17 protein-coding genes are annotated in these 17,369 nt (G+C 41.4%); 7 read left to right on the top strand and 10 right to left on the bottom strand.

What is annotated here, in order from left to right:
• Positions 1-128 precede the first annotated feature (128 nt).
• The 5 genes from MUS1_RS09765 to MUS1_RS09745 form a co-directional block, all read right to left on the bottom strand.
• Entirely contained in the window at positions 129-734 is a 606-nt protein-coding gene (locus tag MUS1_RS09765) for a protein-methionine-sulfoxide reductase heme-binding subunit MsrQ (RefSeq protein ID WP_036161952.1), read from the bottom strand.
• 1 nt (position 735) lies between these two features.
• Entirely contained in the window at positions 736-1,728 is a 993-nt protein-coding gene (msrP, locus tag MUS1_RS09760) for a protein-methionine-sulfoxide reductase catalytic subunit MsrP (RefSeq protein ID WP_036161949.1), read from the bottom strand.
• Between the two features lie 83 nt (positions 1,729-1,811).
• Positions 1,812-2,582: a CDP-diacylglycerol--serine O-phosphatidyltransferase gene (gene pssA, locus MUS1_RS09755; RefSeq protein ID WP_036161947.1), complete on the bottom strand. Its 771-nt coding sequence runs from the start codon at positions 2,580-2,582 to the stop codon at positions 1,812-1,814.
• Between the two features lie 28 nt (positions 2,583-2,610).
• Entirely contained in the window at positions 2,611-3,894 is a 1,284-nt protein-coding gene (gene hemL, locus MUS1_RS09750; RefSeq protein ID WP_036161944.1) for a glutamate-1-semialdehyde 2,1-aminomutase, read from the bottom strand.
• Positions 3,895-3,965: 71 nt separating this feature from the next.
• Positions 3,966-5,582 (bottom strand): chloride channel protein, encoded by a 1,617-nt coding sequence (locus tag MUS1_RS09745; RefSeq protein WP_245595791.1) that lies wholly within the window; start codon positions 5,580-5,582, stop codon positions 3,966-3,968.
• A gap of 216 nt (positions 5,583-5,798) precedes the next feature.
• Between MUS1_RS09745 and argC the strand changes: the two genes are divergently transcribed.
• A complete protein-coding gene (gene argC, locus MUS1_RS09740; protein WP_036161938.1) occupies positions 5,799-6,830 on the top strand; it encodes an N-acetyl-gamma-glutamyl-phosphate reductase in 1,032 nt (343 codons plus the stop codon).
• Between the two features lie 103 nt (positions 6,831-6,933).
• Here the strand turns inward: argC and MUS1_RS09735 are convergent, their stop codons facing one another.
• Entirely contained in the window at positions 6,934-7,362 is a 429-nt protein-coding gene (locus tag MUS1_RS09735; protein WP_036161936.1) for an Lrp/AsnC family transcriptional regulator, read from the bottom strand.
• Between the two features lie 158 nt (positions 7,363-7,520).
• Here MUS1_RS09735 and yjeH point away from each other — a divergent pair, with 158 nt between their 5' ends.
• On the top strand, positions 7,521-8,798 hold the full coding sequence (gene yjeH, locus MUS1_RS09730; protein ID WP_036161932.1) for an L-methionine/branched-chain amino acid transporter: 1,278 nt from the start codon (positions 7,521-7,523) through the stop codon (positions 8,796-8,798).
• Positions 8,799-8,909: 111 nt separating this feature from the next.
• Positions 8,910-9,422: an S-ribosylhomocysteine lyase gene (gene luxS, locus MUS1_RS09725; RefSeq protein WP_036161929.1), complete on the top strand. Its 513-nt coding sequence runs from the start codon at positions 8,910-8,912 to the stop codon at positions 9,420-9,422.
• A 72-nt stretch (positions 9,423-9,494) separates the two neighbouring features.
• On the opposite strand, the gene MUS1_RS09720 is transcribed toward luxS, so the two are convergent.
• Positions 9,495-10,130, bottom strand: a complete 636-nt coding sequence (locus MUS1_RS09720) for a LysE family translocator (RefSeq protein ID WP_036161927.1) — start codon at positions 10,128-10,130, stop codon at positions 9,495-9,497.
• Positions 10,131-10,398: 268 nt separating this feature from the next.
• On the opposite strand from MUS1_RS09720, the gene MUS1_RS09715 reads away from it, so the two are divergent.
• A complete protein-coding gene (locus MUS1_RS09715; RefSeq protein WP_036161914.1) occupies positions 10,399-11,352 on the top strand; it encodes a sensor domain-containing diguanylate cyclase in 954 nt (317 codons plus the stop codon).
• A gap of 522 nt (positions 11,353-11,874) precedes the next feature.
• On the top strand, positions 11,875-12,756 hold the full coding sequence (locus MUS1_RS09710) for a DMT family transporter (RefSeq protein WP_036161910.1): 882 nt from the start codon (positions 11,875-11,877) through the stop codon (positions 12,754-12,756).
• On the opposite strand, the gene MUS1_RS09705 is transcribed toward MUS1_RS09710, so the two are convergent.
• From MUS1_RS09705 to MUS1_RS09695, 3 genes are all read right to left on the bottom strand, one after another.
• On the bottom strand, positions 12,753-13,199 hold the full coding sequence (locus MUS1_RS09705) for an Lrp/AsnC family transcriptional regulator (protein ID WP_036161908.1): 447 nt from the start codon (positions 13,197-13,199) through the stop codon (positions 12,753-12,755). The genes MUS1_RS09710 and MUS1_RS09705 overlap by 4 nt on opposite strands.
• A gap of 89 nt (positions 13,200-13,288) precedes the next feature.
• Complete coding sequence (gene ilvN / locus MUS1_RS09700; protein WP_036161904.1) at positions 13,289-13,780, bottom strand: acetolactate synthase small subunit; 492 nt, start codon at positions 13,778-13,780, stop codon at positions 13,289-13,291.
• A gap of 1 nt (position 13,781) precedes the next feature.
• Positions 13,782-15,494 (bottom strand): acetolactate synthase 3 large subunit, encoded by a 1,713-nt coding sequence (locus tag MUS1_RS09695; RefSeq protein WP_036161902.1) that lies wholly within the window; start codon positions 15,492-15,494, stop codon positions 13,782-13,784.
• A 461-nt stretch (positions 15,495-15,955) separates the two neighbouring features.
• Between MUS1_RS09695 and MUS1_RS09690 the strand changes: the two genes are divergently transcribed.
• On the top strand, positions 15,956-16,216 hold the full coding sequence (locus MUS1_RS09690; protein WP_036161899.1) for a hypothetical protein: 261 nt from the start codon (positions 15,956-15,958) through the stop codon (positions 16,214-16,216).
• A gap of 60 nt (positions 16,217-16,276) precedes the next feature.
• Positions 16,277-17,350 carry a tRNA epoxyqueuosine(34) reductase QueG gene (gene queG, locus MUS1_RS09685; RefSeq protein WP_036161897.1) on the top strand — a complete coding sequence of 358 codons (1,074 nt, stop codon included), beginning with the start codon at positions 16,277-16,279 and terminating at the stop codon, positions 17,348-17,350.
• Positions 17,351-17,369: the final 19 nt, after the last annotated feature.

The following is a 17,369-nucleotide window of genomic DNA, read 5'->3' as shown; positions in this document are numbered from 1 at the left end:
TATCTGATTATCTATTTTAAAGAGCAACTGACATAAATATAGCAAAGTTCGTCTTCATTGCATTGAAGTCTTGTCCGTGTCAGTGGAGGCGTATAATACAGCCTAGGTTTTTCAGTGCAAGTACTTTTTTAGGTTTTCTTAAAATACTTTTTATAAAAGTAAATTTGATTAAACCTGAAGGATAAAAGAGGAACAATAAATACTGAAACCCATAGAGCAACAGTCACATCACTTTTAACCTGCCACCAAAGATGAGCCACAACACAAACAACAGCAAGATAAATAAATTTATGCGTAGGCTTCCATCTCTTACCTAACCGTTTCATCATGCTTTTAGTACTGGTTGCAGCAAGAACACTAAGAACCATTAAAGCGACAACACCTGCATAGATATATGGCTTATCAAGCAAATCAGAAACTATCCAAGATAAATTCAACCCGGCAAACAAAACCAAGTACGTAATCAAGTGAAATATCGCATAGAAAAACGCTGTCAAACCAACAAATCGTCGGTATCGAGACACAACCCTCAAGGACATATATTTAACGATAGGTGTCATAGACAAAACAGCAATAATAAAAACGCTCGCCCAGATGCCACTTAAGTTCATCAGAGCCTTACCAGGATCAGGGAAGTAACGCCCCAAAAAAAGCGACCCAACCATCCAAAACAAAGGCATCAAAAATAAAAGCATTACATACGGCTTTTCTTTTCTATCCCAGAATACAGACATATCAATAAAACCTACTCAAATCCATACCGGCATACAAAGAAGCAACCTCTTCACTGTAACCGTTAAACATCTCAGTATCGATTACGTTAGGGAACAAAACACCACTAGGCAATCGCCTCTCTTGTTTTTGAGTCCAGCGAGGGTGATCGACATTAGGATTTACATTGGCATAGAAACCATACTCACTAGGCGCCAATAAACTCCATGTCGTTTCAGGCATAGTTTCAACGAAACGAATTTTCACAATCGACTTAATACTTTTAAAACCATACTTCCAAGGGATAACCAAGCGGACAGGCGCACCATTTTGATTAGGCAGCACACTTCCGTACATACCCACAGCAAACATCGCCAAAGGATTCATCGCTTCATCGATACGCAAACCCTCACGATAAGGCCAGTCAAAACTACCGCCACGCTGAGCAGGCATTTGCTTAGGGTCGTATAGAGTTTCGAAGTAGACATACTTAGCTTTTGATGTTGGTTCAAAACGCCTTAAAACATCACCCAAAGAAACACCAACCCAAGGAATAACCATAGACCAAGCCTCAACACAACGAAGTCGGTAAATACGCTCTTCCAGCATCGATTCTTTTATAATGTCATCAAGATCAAAAACACCTGTCTTGCCTGCCTCACCCTCTACCGTAATAGTCCAAGGTGTCGTTTTAAATTCAGCAGATTTATCTTTTGGATCGTTTTTGCCATAACCGAATTCATAGAAATTATTGTAAGACGTTGCCACATCAAAAGGAGCAACCTTCTCTGCAGAACCATATGGAGTTTCTATGATATTTTGAAAGGAGTTAGTGAGGGATGCAGGCGGAGCTAAGGAATTGCCTTCTTGCAGTGCGGCAGCAACATGACCAACCCCGCCAACACCCAAAGCAACACCGCCGCCCATTTTCATAAATTGACGACGGTTTAAATAAACAGATTGATCCGTTACCTCTGATTCAGTGCAATCTGAAGCTTTTTTATTACGAATAAGCATAATCGACCTCTCCTATAGTTAAGACTATAGACAGAGGTTATCTCTGCTAGTTCAAAAATTAATCTTAGATCCAAAACTAGAGTCTAACGTAGTCCTTTAAATATCAAACTTAATGGCCCCCAGAGGCCATAAGCGCAAAATACAACCATCAAAACCAATGATGGCTCAAGTGCGATTAGGACAAAAACCAAGATAGCAATCAAGAACACAACAAAAGGCACTCGCCCTTTTAAATTCAGATCTTTAAAACTGCGATACTTAACGTTACTCACCATTAACAAGCCAACAATTGGCACAAGCAACGCCATAAGAATCGACAGGCTATCCCCTGACACACCAGCTTCACTAGCAGCCCAAATCACACCTGCCAAAATAGCCGCTGCTGCTGGGCTAGGCAATCCAGTAAAATAGCGTTTTTCTTCGACAGCTAGCATGGTATTAAAACGAGCCAAACGAAGCGCCGCACCAACCGCATAAACAAAAGCCGCAATCCAACCTATCTTACCGAGCGGCTCTAACGACCAAGTAAAAACAATCAATGCTGGCGCAATACCAAATGACACCATATCAGCGAGCGAATCGTATTCTGCGCCAAAAGCACTTTGTGTATGAGTTAACCGCGCCACTCGTCCGTCTAATCCATCGCACACCATGGAGATAAAAATCGCCACAGCAGCATTTGAAAAATTACCGTCCATCGCCGCAATAATTGCATAAAAACCGGAAAACAACGCCGCCGTTGTAAAAAGATTAGGAAGCAAATACACCCCTTTTCGCGGCTGTTTCTTCTCATCACCAAGATCAATATCTTCAATATCATCCACTGGCGCTTTTTTAATATCATCTATAGGCATTCTGCAAACCTTTCCATTAAAAAATCATTTATACGAGCTTAGCGAAAGAGCGCTTAGCTGCGGCTATTGTAAAATCAATATCTTCATCTGTATGCGCCTGAGAAATAAAGCCCGCTTCAAAAGCGGCCGGCGCGAGATATACGCCTTCTTCCAACATGTGATGGAAAAAAGCTTTAAACCTGTCTAGGTTACAACATTGTACCTCTGCAAAACTGTTCACAACCTCTGCATCAGAAAAGAAAAAGCCAAACATTCCGCCAACACTAACAACACAAAACGGCACACCACAATCATCAGCCGCTTGCTTTAACCCAGTTACAAGACTAGCCGCTTTAGCACCTAATGTTTTATGGAAATCAGGCTCACTGATTTTATTTAACACTGCCAAGCCCGCGACCATAGCAACAGGGTTTCCCGACAAAGTTCCTGCTTGATAAACCGGTCCCAATGGCGAGATGTGCTCCATAATTTCACGCTTACCACCGAAAGCACCAACAGGCATTCCGGCACCGATTACTTTACCTAAAGTAGTAAGATCAGGAACGATATTAAAGTGCTCTTGAGCACCACCAAGTGCCACACGGAAACCCGTCATCACCTCATCAAAAATCAAAACCGCGCCAGACTCATCACATACCTGACGAAGAGTCTGTAAAAAACCGTCTACTGGTAAGATACAGTTCATATTGCCTGCAACAGGCTCAACAATAATACAGGCAACTTGATCACCAATCTCAGCAAAACAACGCTTCACTTCATCAATATCGTTATATTGTAATGTGATTGTATGCTTGGCTAAATCCGCAGGAACACCAGGAGAATTTGGCACGCCTAATGTTAACGCGCCAGAACCTGCTTTTACGAGAAGTGAATCTGAATGACCGTGATAACAGCCTTCAAACTTAACAATTTTATCACGTCCGGTATAACCACGAGCAAGACGAATAGCACTCATTGTCGCTTCTGTACCAGAGTTCACCATACGAACCATATCCATAGAAGGCACTAGTTCGCAGACTTTCTCAGCCATAGTGATTTCCACTTCCGTCGGTGCACCAAAGCTCAAACCGAAATCAAGCTGCTGCCTTACCGCATCCAAAACATCAGGATGAGAGTGACCCAAGATCATTGGCCCCCAGGATCCAACATAATCGATATAACGATTCTTATCTTCATCATAAACATAAGCACCCTCTCCCTTTTGGAAAAAAACAGGCGTACCACCCACACCGTTAAAAGCTCGTACTGGAGAGTTTACACCTCCAGGAATGCGGTGTTGTGCTCGTGCATATAAATTTTCAGATCGACTCATGTTTCTAAAATCCTATAACAAATAATGTAGTGTACTTAAAATAACAACTTCAAATTAGTGAATAAATTTGCCTAATCATCTTCCAATAAAAACTGATCAAGACGTTGTCGAGAAACAAGACAAAAAGAATTATCCGGTAACGCCACCAATACCTCAGATAATCCAGTTGCTTGAAACCAGCTCAAAATAGTTTCCAACGAAGCGGGCTCATCTATCAATGAAATGGGCATTGATTCGACTGCTTTCGTCAAATCCATCAATACGTTTTCATCATCGACAACAAGCCAAGGTTGAGGCCCAAAATCCAACGTCTGTAAAGCTTCTAATAATAGTGTACGGCGAACTAAATGCCATTTTTCAGCCTGTTTAAATACCGCGTAGTTTACCACACTTAAAGCCAAATCATTTACCCGCTCAAGCAGAAGTTGCGCAGAAAGCGACAACACCTGTTCCGAGACTGGTTTCACCGTATGTTGTCGAAGGTAACGTTGAAGCGGATTGATAGAAGACGCCATACCGATGTAACTCAGCCTCTCAACAAATACAGATTCTTGATGAAAAAAGACTCTTATTAGTAAGCAAGATAAAACAATAACGAATAAAGCAGGAACAATAACCTCCGAGGAGTTTGTCATCTCAACAATGGCCACCAGAGCCGTTAAAGGCGCTTGAAAACTGGCCGCCATCATCGCCGCCATACCCAACAAAGCAAATAAGGCAATGTAAATAAATTCACTCTCAAACATCTGAGCAACTTGCGCACCGGCCAAACCACCAATAATAAAAGTCGGGCCTATCATTCCTCCAGGAATGCCCAAACCAACAGTAAAAGCAGTTAATAAAGTTTTTATAATCACCAATAAGAACAAAGAATAAATAACAAATTCACCAGACAATACATCCGTCAAAGGACCATAACCACTACCCAACGCTTCAGGAAAATAGACAGCAGCTAAAGCAGTCAAAACAGCAATAGCCGAGAATCGAACCCAAACAGATACACTACTAAAGCGCCATAATATTTTTTGAGTATGCAGAAAAAGCGCAGACAAAAGCACAATAAAGACAACAAGAACAAAGCAAGCAAGAAACATATCTAACGAAAGCACCACAGAAGAAATACTGTCGATACTAAAAATATGCAAAGGACCAATAAAATAATGACTGACAAGAGTCGCAATCACTGAAGACAACAAAACAGGTAAAACATAACGTTGACGATATTCAAGAAAAATGACTTCAAAGGCGAACAAAACACCCGCCAATGGTGTTTGAAAAATGGCTGAAATAGCGCCTGCAACGCCACACGCCAATAAGGTTTCAACACCATATTGAGGTAACTTGGCTTTTCCTGCCAAATAACCACCAAGCGTCGCCCCCAAATGAACAGCAGGCCCTTCTTTACCAATAGAAAGCCCACCCACTAAACCAATTGCCGCAGTAACAAACTGCACAACCGCATTCCAAATAGGCAAATTACCATTGTAGTAATTAAGCCTTTCAATGACATAAGGCACACCTACTTTATGGAGCGCCTTTGGTAAACCAGTGAAAATAAGTGCCAACAATATACAGGCTGAAAAAACCAAACCAGCACGCCACTCAACAGACAGCGTTTCGAAGGAATCAACATCAACACCGATATAATATCGCGCTGGCAAATAAATAACGGCATAAAACAACGCCATTAAAAGCCCACTTAACAGTCCACATAAAGCGCCTAAAACTGCCAATATCGACAGATCATCATAAGACCTCGCTTTACGAGACCACTTTTCCTTTAGATTTAACCCTTTCAGACCCTCACCTCACTTTCAACGCGAGCAAATTTCGTGCACTATTCAATCAGTTATATAACAAATTCGCAATCGTCCAAATCTCAACATAAACAATAGGAAGCAACAGTGTATAAAATAGGTATCGTTGGCGGCACAGGTTACACCGGAGCCGAGCTATTAAGACTTCTCGCAAACCATTCACAAGTTGAAGTAACTGCTATCACATCCCGTAGTGAAGAAGGCAAACTTATCTCCGATATCTACCCAAGCTTACGTGGTCATTATGATCTACGATTTACAAACCCTAGTGTAGATGAATTAACAAAATGCGACTTAGTGTTTTTCGCCACACCTCATGGCGTTGCAATGGATCAAGTTCCAGAGCTAATTGACCGTGGCGTGAAAGTCGTTGATTTGGGTGCAGACTTCCGTATTAAAGACACGATTGAATGGTCTAAGTGGTATGGAATGGAACACCGTACATCCGATTACGTAGCGAAAGCCGTGTACGGTTTACCCGAAATAAACCGTGAAGCCATCAAGGGTGCTCAGCTTGTTGCAAACCCGGGCTGTTACCCGACAGCAACACAATTAGGCTTAATTCCTTTACTGGAAGCTGGAATCATTGACCCTGCACATCTTATCGTCGATGCAAAATCAGGCGTAAGTGGTGCAGGTCGAGGCGCAAACGTAGGTTCACTATTATGTGAAGCAAGCGAAAGCTTTAAAGCTTACGGAGTTTCAGGACATCGCCACCTTCCAGAAATCAAACAAGGCTTGCAAGCAGTAAGCAAGGCTCCTGTCGGCTTAACTTTTGTACCGCATTTAGTGCCTATGATCCGTGGTATACATTCTACTATGTACGCAACATTAACAGATACATCCGTTGATCTGCAGGCATTATTTGAAGAACGTTACAAAGGTGAATTCTTCGTTGATGTTATGCCAGCAGGCAGCTTGCCAGAAACTCGCAGTACGAAAGGCGCGAACTTCTGCCGTATCGCAGTTTACCGCCCACAAGGCGGAGACAAAGTGGTTATCTTGTCCGTGATTGATAACCTAGTAAAAGGCGCTTCAGGACAAGCTATCCAAAATATGAATATTATGCTTGGCTTACCAGAAAATACAGGGCTAACCGCCCTAGGCATGATGCCTTAACCTTATTTTATTGGCAAAAAATCCACAAAAAATGGGCTTTCAAAGCCCATTTTTTTATATCTATTCTTATTTTCGTTATAGCCAGTAACCAAATTCAAACTCGCTACCAGCGGTCCAATCGAGTCGCCAAACACATGTGTGTCACAATTTTATCGAGGTTTGGCCAGCTATCCATTTCACTTCGAATCGCATTTAAGCGAGCCATAGAATGCGCTTGCACCAATAGTATTAAATCCAAATCACCACTAATAGAATTAGCCAACTTCACTTCAGGAATCCTGTCAATAAAAGGCTGGATAAGATCACAAGACAAAGGTCGGAAAGTTAATGCCAAATAGGCCGTTACACCCTCTTCCTTTGAAACCGAAGTGTGTGCGTGATAACCCGTAATGGTTCGGTTATCTTCCATGCGCTTAATACGCTCAGTTACCGCCGAACGAGACAAGTTCACTTGACGACTAATATCTGAAACAGAAAGTCGCGCGTCATCCACCAGCAAGGCTAATATTTTTTGATCGTAATGATCTGCCACTCAGTTCCTCTCTTTTCTCTTAGTCATTCAACTTGACGGTAATTCCAGCAATATGCGCCTAAAAGGGGTCATATTGTATAGAGATTTATTAATGCCGCCATTTTATCCTTAGCAACAACAAAAAACAGCTCCGAACTTAACTAATTAAAGGCAATACCATGTCTCAATACCAAAGAACCCTCGGCCCGATACAGGGAATCGCCATGACAGTCACCACCTTCATTGGTACTGGCTTAATGATTTTACCCGCTATGTCTGTTGCAGAAGCCGGATCATTTGCTTTTTATGCTTGGTTAATCACAGCAGCCATGGTCATTCCGATTGCTTTTATCTTCGCACTACTCGGCTCAAAATACCCTTCTGCCGGCGGCGCCTCTCATTATATTGGGTGCGCCTTTGGCCCTCGTTATGAAAAAGCCGTTGGCTGGTTGTTTCTCAGTATATTGTTAGTTGGCCCAGCGGTTGCCATTAAAGTAGCCGCGGCCTACCTCACCATTGTCTTTAAAACATCAGACCAATGGATTCTGGTCTTTAGTTTAATAACCTTAGTCGGCATGTTGGCGTTTTCTATTGTCGGAATGCAGACCTCAGCGCGCTTTCAAACTGGCGTCGTTATTAGCATGATCATCGTCATTATTTGGTTGTGTTTTATCGGTGACATTCAAGCAAGCGTACAAGTGATTGAAACACCAAGTACTCCAGAACATTGGCAACAGGCTCTTTATGCAACAGGCGTTATCTTTTGGTGTTTTCTCGGTATAGAAGTCATGGCGCACATGGGTGCAGAATTTAAAAACCCAGCAAGAGACTTCCCTATTGCCTTATTAGGCGGCATGACGCTCGTCATTTTAGCCTACCTAAGTTTAGTACTTCTCATTGCTTGGCATCATACCTATGGTGACGAAGTGACTAACAGCCAATCATTGGCTTTACTTGTCAATAAACTAATGGGAGAAACCAGCAGCCGAATCTTCGCGGTTGGTGCTTACATTATCGCCTTTGCCAACGTGGGAATTTACATCTTAGGTTTTTCACGAATGATTCAATCCATGGCTCAAAAAGGCGCCTTACCTACCACATTTGCAAGTCTTAATAAAAATGGCGCACCGGAGAAAGCCGTCTTGTTGGTTGGATGCGTTACGCTTTTTTCGATTCTATTTTCTGAATTATCCGGCTGGAAAATGGCATGGTTTATTGAAATGACCAACGGAAGCTTTTTGCTTATTTATACGCTGACCTGCATCGCGGCTATTAAACTGGTCAATCGTATTGCTCAAATTTTGGCCGTAGTTGCATTGATAAGCTGTGGTTTTATGGCATTCTTTATAGGCCAGAGCATGTTATTTTCCGCTATCATGTTTTGCGTAGCTCTTTGTTATGAATCCATAAGAGCGCCAAAAACCCCCATCAAAGATTCAAAACTTCATGTACAATAGCGGGCATTACCATAAAGCGTTATCAAACATTTAGAGCAGTAAAAATTTGGTAACGCAACAAATAACGCAACAAACACCATATTACTTAGAATGTACAAGTAGGAGATTTTTATGCCATTACTAGACAGCTTCCGCGTCGACCATACACGCATGGACGCACCAGCCGTACGTGTTGCAAAATCCATGGCAACACCAAAAGGCGACGACATCACCGTTTTTGATTTACGTTTCTGCGTACCAAACGAAGAAATCCTTTCTGAAACAGGCATTCACACACTAGAACACTTGTTCGCTGGCTTCATGCGTAACCACCTAAACAGTGAAAGTGTAGAAATTATCGATATCTCACCAATGGGTTGCCGTACAGGTTTCTACATGAGCCTAGTTGGCACACCAACAGAAGATACCGTTGCTGCTTCTTGGAAAGCAGCCATGACAGACGTATTAACAGTAAAAGCGAAAGAAGACATTCCAGAGCTAAACGAATACCAATGCGGCACATACGAAATGCACTCTCTGGAAGAAGCGAAGAAAATCGCACAAATGATTCTAGACCGTGATGTAAAAGTGAACAGCAATGAAGAACTTTACCTAAGCGAAGAGTTCCTTAAAGAGCATAGCTAAGTTTTATCTATGAGATAAAAACAAAAAAGGGTGGCTTTTTAGCCACCCTTTTTTTGTACATGAATTTAGACGTTAAGCTCGTGTTGCCATTGCCAAAAAACCACTCGCCATAACAAATATACTACCCATACTACGGTTCAAATTACGCATTCCTTTAGTACTACGAATCAAACGACGAATTTGTTTGCCGCTCATCGCGTAAATATAAGCCGCAATAAATTCAGTAATACAAAAAGTTAATCCCATCCAGAAAAACTGCATAGAAACAGGCTGATTAAGATCCAACATCTGAGGGAAAATCGCCGTAAACAACAACACCGCTTTAGGGTTACCAATCGCCACTAAAAACTCCTGACGCATACGAGTAAAATGCCCTTTTTTTGCTTTCGCTCCTTCTTCATTTTCATGCTCTTCAAGAACCACCGCCGCACTCCGCCATGTTTTGATACCTACATAAAATAAATACGCCACGCCAAACCACTTCACCACACCGAACCAAAACTCAGAAGAAACAATAATTGCGCCTAAGCCCAACGCAGACACCAACATCAATATACTAAACGCCAGATTACGACCAACCACAGCGATCACAGCCTTCGTCGCACCAACCTGAATGCCATTATGCATTGCCGTGAAATTATTCGGCCCCGGCCCTAAAGACAGCAACAATAAAAGCGGCGCAATGGTTAACCAAACACTGAAAGTCATAGCAATTAAATCTCAAAAAACAGAAAAATAAAATGACTAGAAAGCCACAAAAGAAGCGCTACATTATAGTTAAATAAAAGGCTTGTCAGCTTGTTTTTTTATACCATTTAAAATCAGCTGTACTTTAAATCCCAATTATTCACTCTCTCAGATATTTGGAGTATGATTACCCTTAATTTGCACTATTTAATGCAGTGTTACATCTATAAGCATAGCCGTACTTATCTAGATTTATTTTAAAAAAATAATACATATCAAGAGACAAGGCATGAAGAAACCAACCACTCCCAATAATGAAGAAATGCGCCTTAATACACTGCGCTCTTTAAATGTTTTGGATACATTACCAGAAGAACGTTTTGATAGACTCACACGGTTAGCAAAACGAATGTTTGATGTTCCTATGGCTCTTGTTAGCCTCGTCGATGAAAACCGCCAATGGTTTAAATCGTCCGTCGGTATAGATATAAGTGAAGCATCAAGAGACATATCATTTTGCGGTCATGCCATTCTTGATGATGAAATATTTATCATTCCTGACACATTGAAAGACGAACGTTTTTCAGACAACCCTTTCGTACTAAATTCACCTTATTGTCGTTTCTATGCTGGATGCCCATTACGCTATGTCGATGGTACGATGCTCGGTACGTTATGCATTATGGACACAAAACCAAGAACCTTTAATGCAGATGACTTAGCTGCCCTAAAAGACTTAGCAGAATTAGCAGAACATGAACTCATGGCGGTTCAATTAGCCACTCAAGACGAACTTACCAAACTATCTAACCGAAGAGGTTTCATTAAACTCGCACAAAATAGTTTAGATATCTGTATACGTCACGACATACCTTCTGTATTGATTTATCTAGATTTAAACAAGTTCAAAGCCATTAACGATATTTTTGGACACACTGAAGGCGATAAAGCCTTGAATGCTTTTTCTGAAATTTTACAAAAAAACGTGCGTCAATCAAATGTGGTAGGTCGCTTAGGTGGAGATGAATTTGCTATATTCTTAACCGATACATCACAGGAAACAGCAGAACAGACCATTTCAAGCTTAAGAAACTCCCTACAAACACATAATCAAAACTCTAATTCTGGATACGATATTTCATTCAGTGAAGGCATCGTGACTATTGATTATGAAAAGAACCTTAATCTTGAACAATTATTAAGCCAAGCAGACAGCTTAATGTATGATAAAAAATCTACTTGATAGCTCAAGTCATATATATTGAAACCAACGTCTTCAAAAAATATCTCAACTACAGGTTTCACCTCAAACTATTAATAAAATTAATCTCACTCTACCCCAAATTATTTTAATGCCTCACTAAGCAACGACAAATATTAGCTAAAATCATCATCGCAGATGGCAGTGACATTCATCACTATCGACCCCATGAAGGTTTCATTTTTTACGTGCCTTAATTAAAGCAAAGCGAATCTCTAAGCAAGACTAAACGATAGTGTCGAGCAGTGGGGTTTGCTTTACGATCAAAGCGGCAAAATCAAGTCATCATCTTCCGTCTTCTTTAGAGAGAAAGGAGAAGAAACCGACACAAAAAACCGTCTATGTGAAAACAAAGTAAAACATTCCTTTTACCTTATTTTCAAAAGCGAACAATTAATTTTACCTTATGTTCATCCTGTCTAATTACACACACTATCGATAAAATTTCTCTCCAAGTTATCAATAACAATGCATTTACCAATCATTATTTATACAGAGAAGAATATGACTTTATCTCATTTATTATTATGGCTAACGGCCGTCATTTGGGGCTTTGCTTTTGTTGCCCAAAGCATAGGAATGGAAAGTTTAGGGCCTTACAGCTTTAATGCGGCGCGTTTTACTTTGGCCGCTCTATCGATGCTACCTTTAGCCTATATTTTTGATAGACATAGAAAGTCAGATTTACACCTAACATTAAAAGCTGGCGGAATTACTGGGTTGATTTTATTCTCAGGCGCGACTCTACAACAAATCGGTTTACTCTATACTACAGCGGCGAATGCGGGATTTATCACAACCATGTATATGGTATTTGTTCCTATTATTGGCTTGCTATTAAAACACGCCATTTCTCGTAATACTTGGCTAGGAATGTTGTTGGCATTAATTGGTTTATATACGTTAACCGTCGGACCGAACTTATCCATACAATATGGAGACGCACTGGAATTAGTTGGCGCAATTTTCTGGGCGGGACACGTTTTGATTGTAGGGTATTATTCTCGTAAAGTCCCCATCATCAGTTTTTCTATAGTACAGCTGGTTGTCGTTGCCATGCTGTCATGGATAATGGCTCTAATGACTGAGCAACCAACTTGGCAAGCAATTGAAAGCAGCTGGCTACCTTTAGTTTATGCAGGCATTGCATCTTCTGCTGTTGCTTATACATTACAAACTATTGGGCAAAAAAATGTGGCACCAAGTTCAGCTGCACTTATCTTGTCCACAGAAGCGGTATTTGCAGCAATTGGCGGTTGGCTATTGATGAGCGAAACTCTATCGCAAAGGGAACTAATAGGATGTGTCTTTATTTTTATCGGTATAATTATTAGTCAATGGCCACAAAAAAATGCAGACATAAAAATAAAAGTCATAACGAGTTAGCTTTTCTGAGCGATATTTAATGGCATGGTACGATCAACCGGTTGTGACATTATCATCATGGTGTTGGTATCGCTCAGATCAATTAGACACTCTAATAGCTCGTCCAATTTTGACATAGATTTAACACCTACTTTAAGAACAAAAGCATAAGGTCCTGTCACGTTATAACACTCAATCACTTCATCTAACTCAAGTACAAGATTTTTAAAAGCACGCTCTTTTGTTCGATATACCTGACATTCCACCAAAGCAGTAATAGGAATACCTACCTTCTCAAGGTTCAGTTGTGCAGAGTACCCTGTAATAACGCCTTTTTCTTCAAGCTTACGTACGCGCTCGGCTACTGCGGGAGCGGAAAGATGTACTAATTTACCCAATTCAGAAAAAGACGCACGGCCATTTCCTTCTAATGCTTTCAACAACTTCCAATTAATAGCATCCATAACACCTCCCTATCTATCGTCAACGACCCAAAAAAAAGCCGCTAAAACTTTATTCTAGCGGCTTTTAATTTATACGTTTCTTAGAAAGATTAAATTGTTAAAACTTTCTCACCACGAGCGATACCAGAAACACCAGTACGAACCACTTCTAGCAAATGAGCACCGCCCAACGCCTGTAGAAATCCATCTAGTTTGTCTGATTCACCAACGATTTGAATCGTGTAAATAGAAGGTGTCATATCAACAATGTTGCCACGGAAGATATCAACCGTACGTTTCACTTCAGCACGTTGAGCGCCAGTGGCACGTACTTTCACCAACATCATTTCACGTTCGATGTGCTGACCTTCGGTTAAGTCCACCAGCTTAATCACGTCAATCAACTTATTTAGTTGCTTAGTGATTTGCTCGACGACTTGATCAGAGCCATGTGTTGTCAGTGTTAAGCGAGACAAAGTTGGATCGTCTGTCGCCGCTACGTTCAATGACTCGATGTTAAAGTTACGCTGAGAAAACAAACCTACTACACGAGACAAAGCACCAGGCTCGTTTTCCATTAATACAGAAATAATGTGTCGCATATTAAGTTCGCTCCGTCTTGCTCAAGAACATATCACGCATGGCACCACGAGGTACTTGCATTGGATATACATGCTCTTCTGGATCTACATAGCAGTTGATAAAGACAAGTTGGTCTGCCATGGCAAACGCTTCTTCCATCTTGGCATCAAGTTCATCTTTGCTTCTGATCTCAACGTATTTATGGCGGTAAGCGTCCATCAATATTTTGAAGTCTGGTAAAGAGTCCATAAATGAATTCGAGTAACGACCTTCATAGTTCATGTCTTGCCATTGGCGAACCATGCCTAAGTAGCCATTATTCAAACACAAGATTTTGACTGGCAAACCGTATTGCAAACACGTCGAAAGCTCTTGAATATTCATTTGAATACTGCCTTCACCCGTTACACAAACAACGGTTTCTTTAGGGAAGTTTAACTTTACGCCCATTGCAGCCGGAAGACCGAAGCCCATGGTGCCTAGACCGCCAGAGTTAATCCAACGATTTGGTTTATCAAACTTATAATATTGCGCAGTAAACATTTGGTGCTGACCTACGTCAGACGCAACAAACGCATCACCTTTGGTTGCTCGCCAGCAAGCTTCAACAGCCGCTTGAGGTTTGATTTTGTCGCTGCTTGTATCATAACGGCCGCCATGAACTGCACGCCATTCATTGATTTGCTTCCACCAAGTAACCAAGGCTTCTGTATTAGAACTTTCACCTTCGATCAAAGACTGCATTTCTTCCAGAACTTGCGTAACCGGACCAACAATAGGTACGTCTGCACGAATCGTTTTAGAAATCGCGGCTGGGTCAATATCAATATGAATGATTTTTGCGCCAGGACAAAATTTGTCTGGATCATTCGTTACGCGGTCATCAAAGCGAGCGCCAACAGCAAGAATCACATCACTATGATGCATTGTCATGTTTGCTTCGTAGCTACCGTGCATACCTAACATACCAACGAATTGCTTATCAGTTGCTGGGAAACCACCCAAGCCCATTAGCGTATTCGTTACTGGTACGTTCAAAGATTTTGCTAAATTAACAAGCAAATCTGAAGCACCACCTAGAATCACGCCACCGCCTGCATAAATAATTGGGCGTTTAGCAGCAAGCAGCAAATCAACCGCTTTCTTGATTTGACCACTGTGACCTTTTGTTGGCGGTGTATAAGAACGTAATGAAACAGATTCTGGATATTTGTACTCAAACTTTTCAGTCGGTACAGCCATATCTTTTGGAATATCTACAACAACAGGACCCGGGCGACCTGAATTGGCGATGTAATACGCTTTTTTCAAGATCATTGGGATTTCTGAAGGATGCTTAACAGTGAAGCTGTGCTTAACAATAGGACGAGAGACACCGATCATGTCGGTCTCTTGGAACGCGTCTTCGCCAATTAGATAACTCATTACCTGACCACAGATAACTACCATAGGGATAGAATCCATGTAAGCGGTCGCGATTCCAGTAATCGTGTTGGTTGCACCTGGGCCCGATGTTACAAGAACAGTACCCGCTTTACCTGTGGCACGCGCATAGCCATCCGCCATGTGCGTTGCCGCTTGTTCATGCCTAACCAGAATGTGTTTCACATCATTTTGGCGATGCAGGGCATCGTAAATATGAAGTGCGGCACCACCTGGGTAACCATAAATATATTCAACTCCCTCATCTTTGAGGAAGCGGGCGATCATTTCACCACCGGATAATAACTCCACCTTGTTACCCTCTACTAAGTATTCGTCTGTCTTTAGAATTTTTAAGTACGGCTATTGTAACCGCATAAGACAAGCAGATTAAAGTTGATAGAACGAAGTTTGCAAAACTAACTGAGTTAACTTCTAGAATTAGTGACTAAAATTAGAACACATAAAATAGGAGTACTACTCAAACGCAATAAATCGCAGTTTTTACACTGCCCGCGTTTTTTCGCGAGGAGAAGTATAAGAGGACAATATTGCGCCATATTATACTTGTGCTTATCAGAACGAATCTGATTGAGATGGGCTAGTGGCCCATAAAAAGGAGTCATCGACAGGGTGTTGTCGAATTATTTGATTTCCATTCTGGCGTCGAGCCTCATTTTTGTCAACACAAAGCACACTAAACCAGCATAAAAACTTGCTCTAACCTACACTTCATGATGTTATAGCGGAATAATTTGATTAGGAGTTTTACCATGGCTAATGAGCTCAACAAACAACGTGTTATTGATGAATTTTTACGCTGTTTTCGTAAAATGTTGATGGACCCTGAACTGGCTGGAGAGTTAGCTCGAATCGCTAAGGAAAACATCAACGAGCCAGATGCTTACCAACGCATTGCAGAAGAAGTATCAAATCAAACAACGATCAAAATCCAAGAAGAACACACAGAAGCAGATCGTATGTTTATCAAGTTATTGATGGACGTTGTTAAAGGCGACTCCCAGCTTTACTAATTTTTCGTCTTTCTCACTAGGCTGATATGACAGCCTAGTGTCAGCTATTTCGGTACTCATTTGCTTCCTTCGTTTTTATCCAGTCCAGACGACTTACAAAAGCTTGCTGATGATATTAAATCATGGGCAATTAATTTTGGCTTTGCGGAAGCCCGCATTGTCGAGCCTGATCTTGCCCAATACAAAGACGAATTCAACGAATGGATCGATAACCAATATCACGCTGGCATGGATTATTTAGCCAATCATGGTGATATGCGCTTCTATCCTGAACAACTTCACCCTGGTACACGTCGTGTTATTTCCTTGCGTATGCATTATTTACCTCAATCGGTAGAAACTGTTGGTCGTTTAAAAACCAAAGACAAAGCCTACATTGCACGATATGCATTAGGACGTGATTACCACAAGCTAATACGTAAACGACTGACTCAATTAGCCAAAAAGGTTGAGCAGCAAGTAGGCGATCACGGTTATCGTGCTTTTGTTGATAGCGCCCCAATTTTAGAAAGGCAGATTGCCGAGCAAGCCGGAATGGGCTGGATCGGTAAAAATACCTTATTGCTTACGCCAAAAGCAGGCAGTTGGTTTTTATTGGGTGAGATTTTCACTAATCTTCCGCTTCCTGTTGATAAACCGACAACCGATCGGCATTGCGGTAGTTGTACTGCATGTCTAACTCAATGCCCTACTGATGCCTTTGTTGAACCTTGGGTTCTGGATGCAGGTAAATGCATTTCTTACTTAACTATTGAGCACAAAGGTCCAATTCCTGAACCACTGCGCAGTAAAATGGGTAATCGCATTTTTGGCTGCGATGATTGCCAGCTTGTTTGCCCTTGGACGAAGTTCGCGAAATACACAAAAGAAGAAGATTTTCAGCCAAGACATGATTTAGATTCTGCAGGTCTTGTTGAACTCTTTAAATGGGATGAAGCCACCTTCCTAAAAAAAACCGAAGGTTCACCAATTCGCCGTACAGGCTATGAAAACTGGCAACGAAACATCGCTGTCGCCTTAGGCAATGCGCCCACCAGTGATCTAACCGTTCAAACGTTAGAAGCCGCTCTTCACACATCATCCGAGCTCGTAAAAGAACATATCATCTGGGCGCTTGAGCAGCACAAACGCTAATTGGATTTATTCGAAATAA

This window comes from Marinomonas ushuaiensis DSM 15871, from assembly GCF_000521805.1.
GTDB classification, from domain to species: Bacteria; Pseudomonadota; Gammaproteobacteria; order Pseudomonadales; family Marinomonadaceae; genus Marinomonas; species Marinomonas ushuaiensis.
This window is presented reverse-complemented; position numbering and strand designations above follow the sequence as displayed.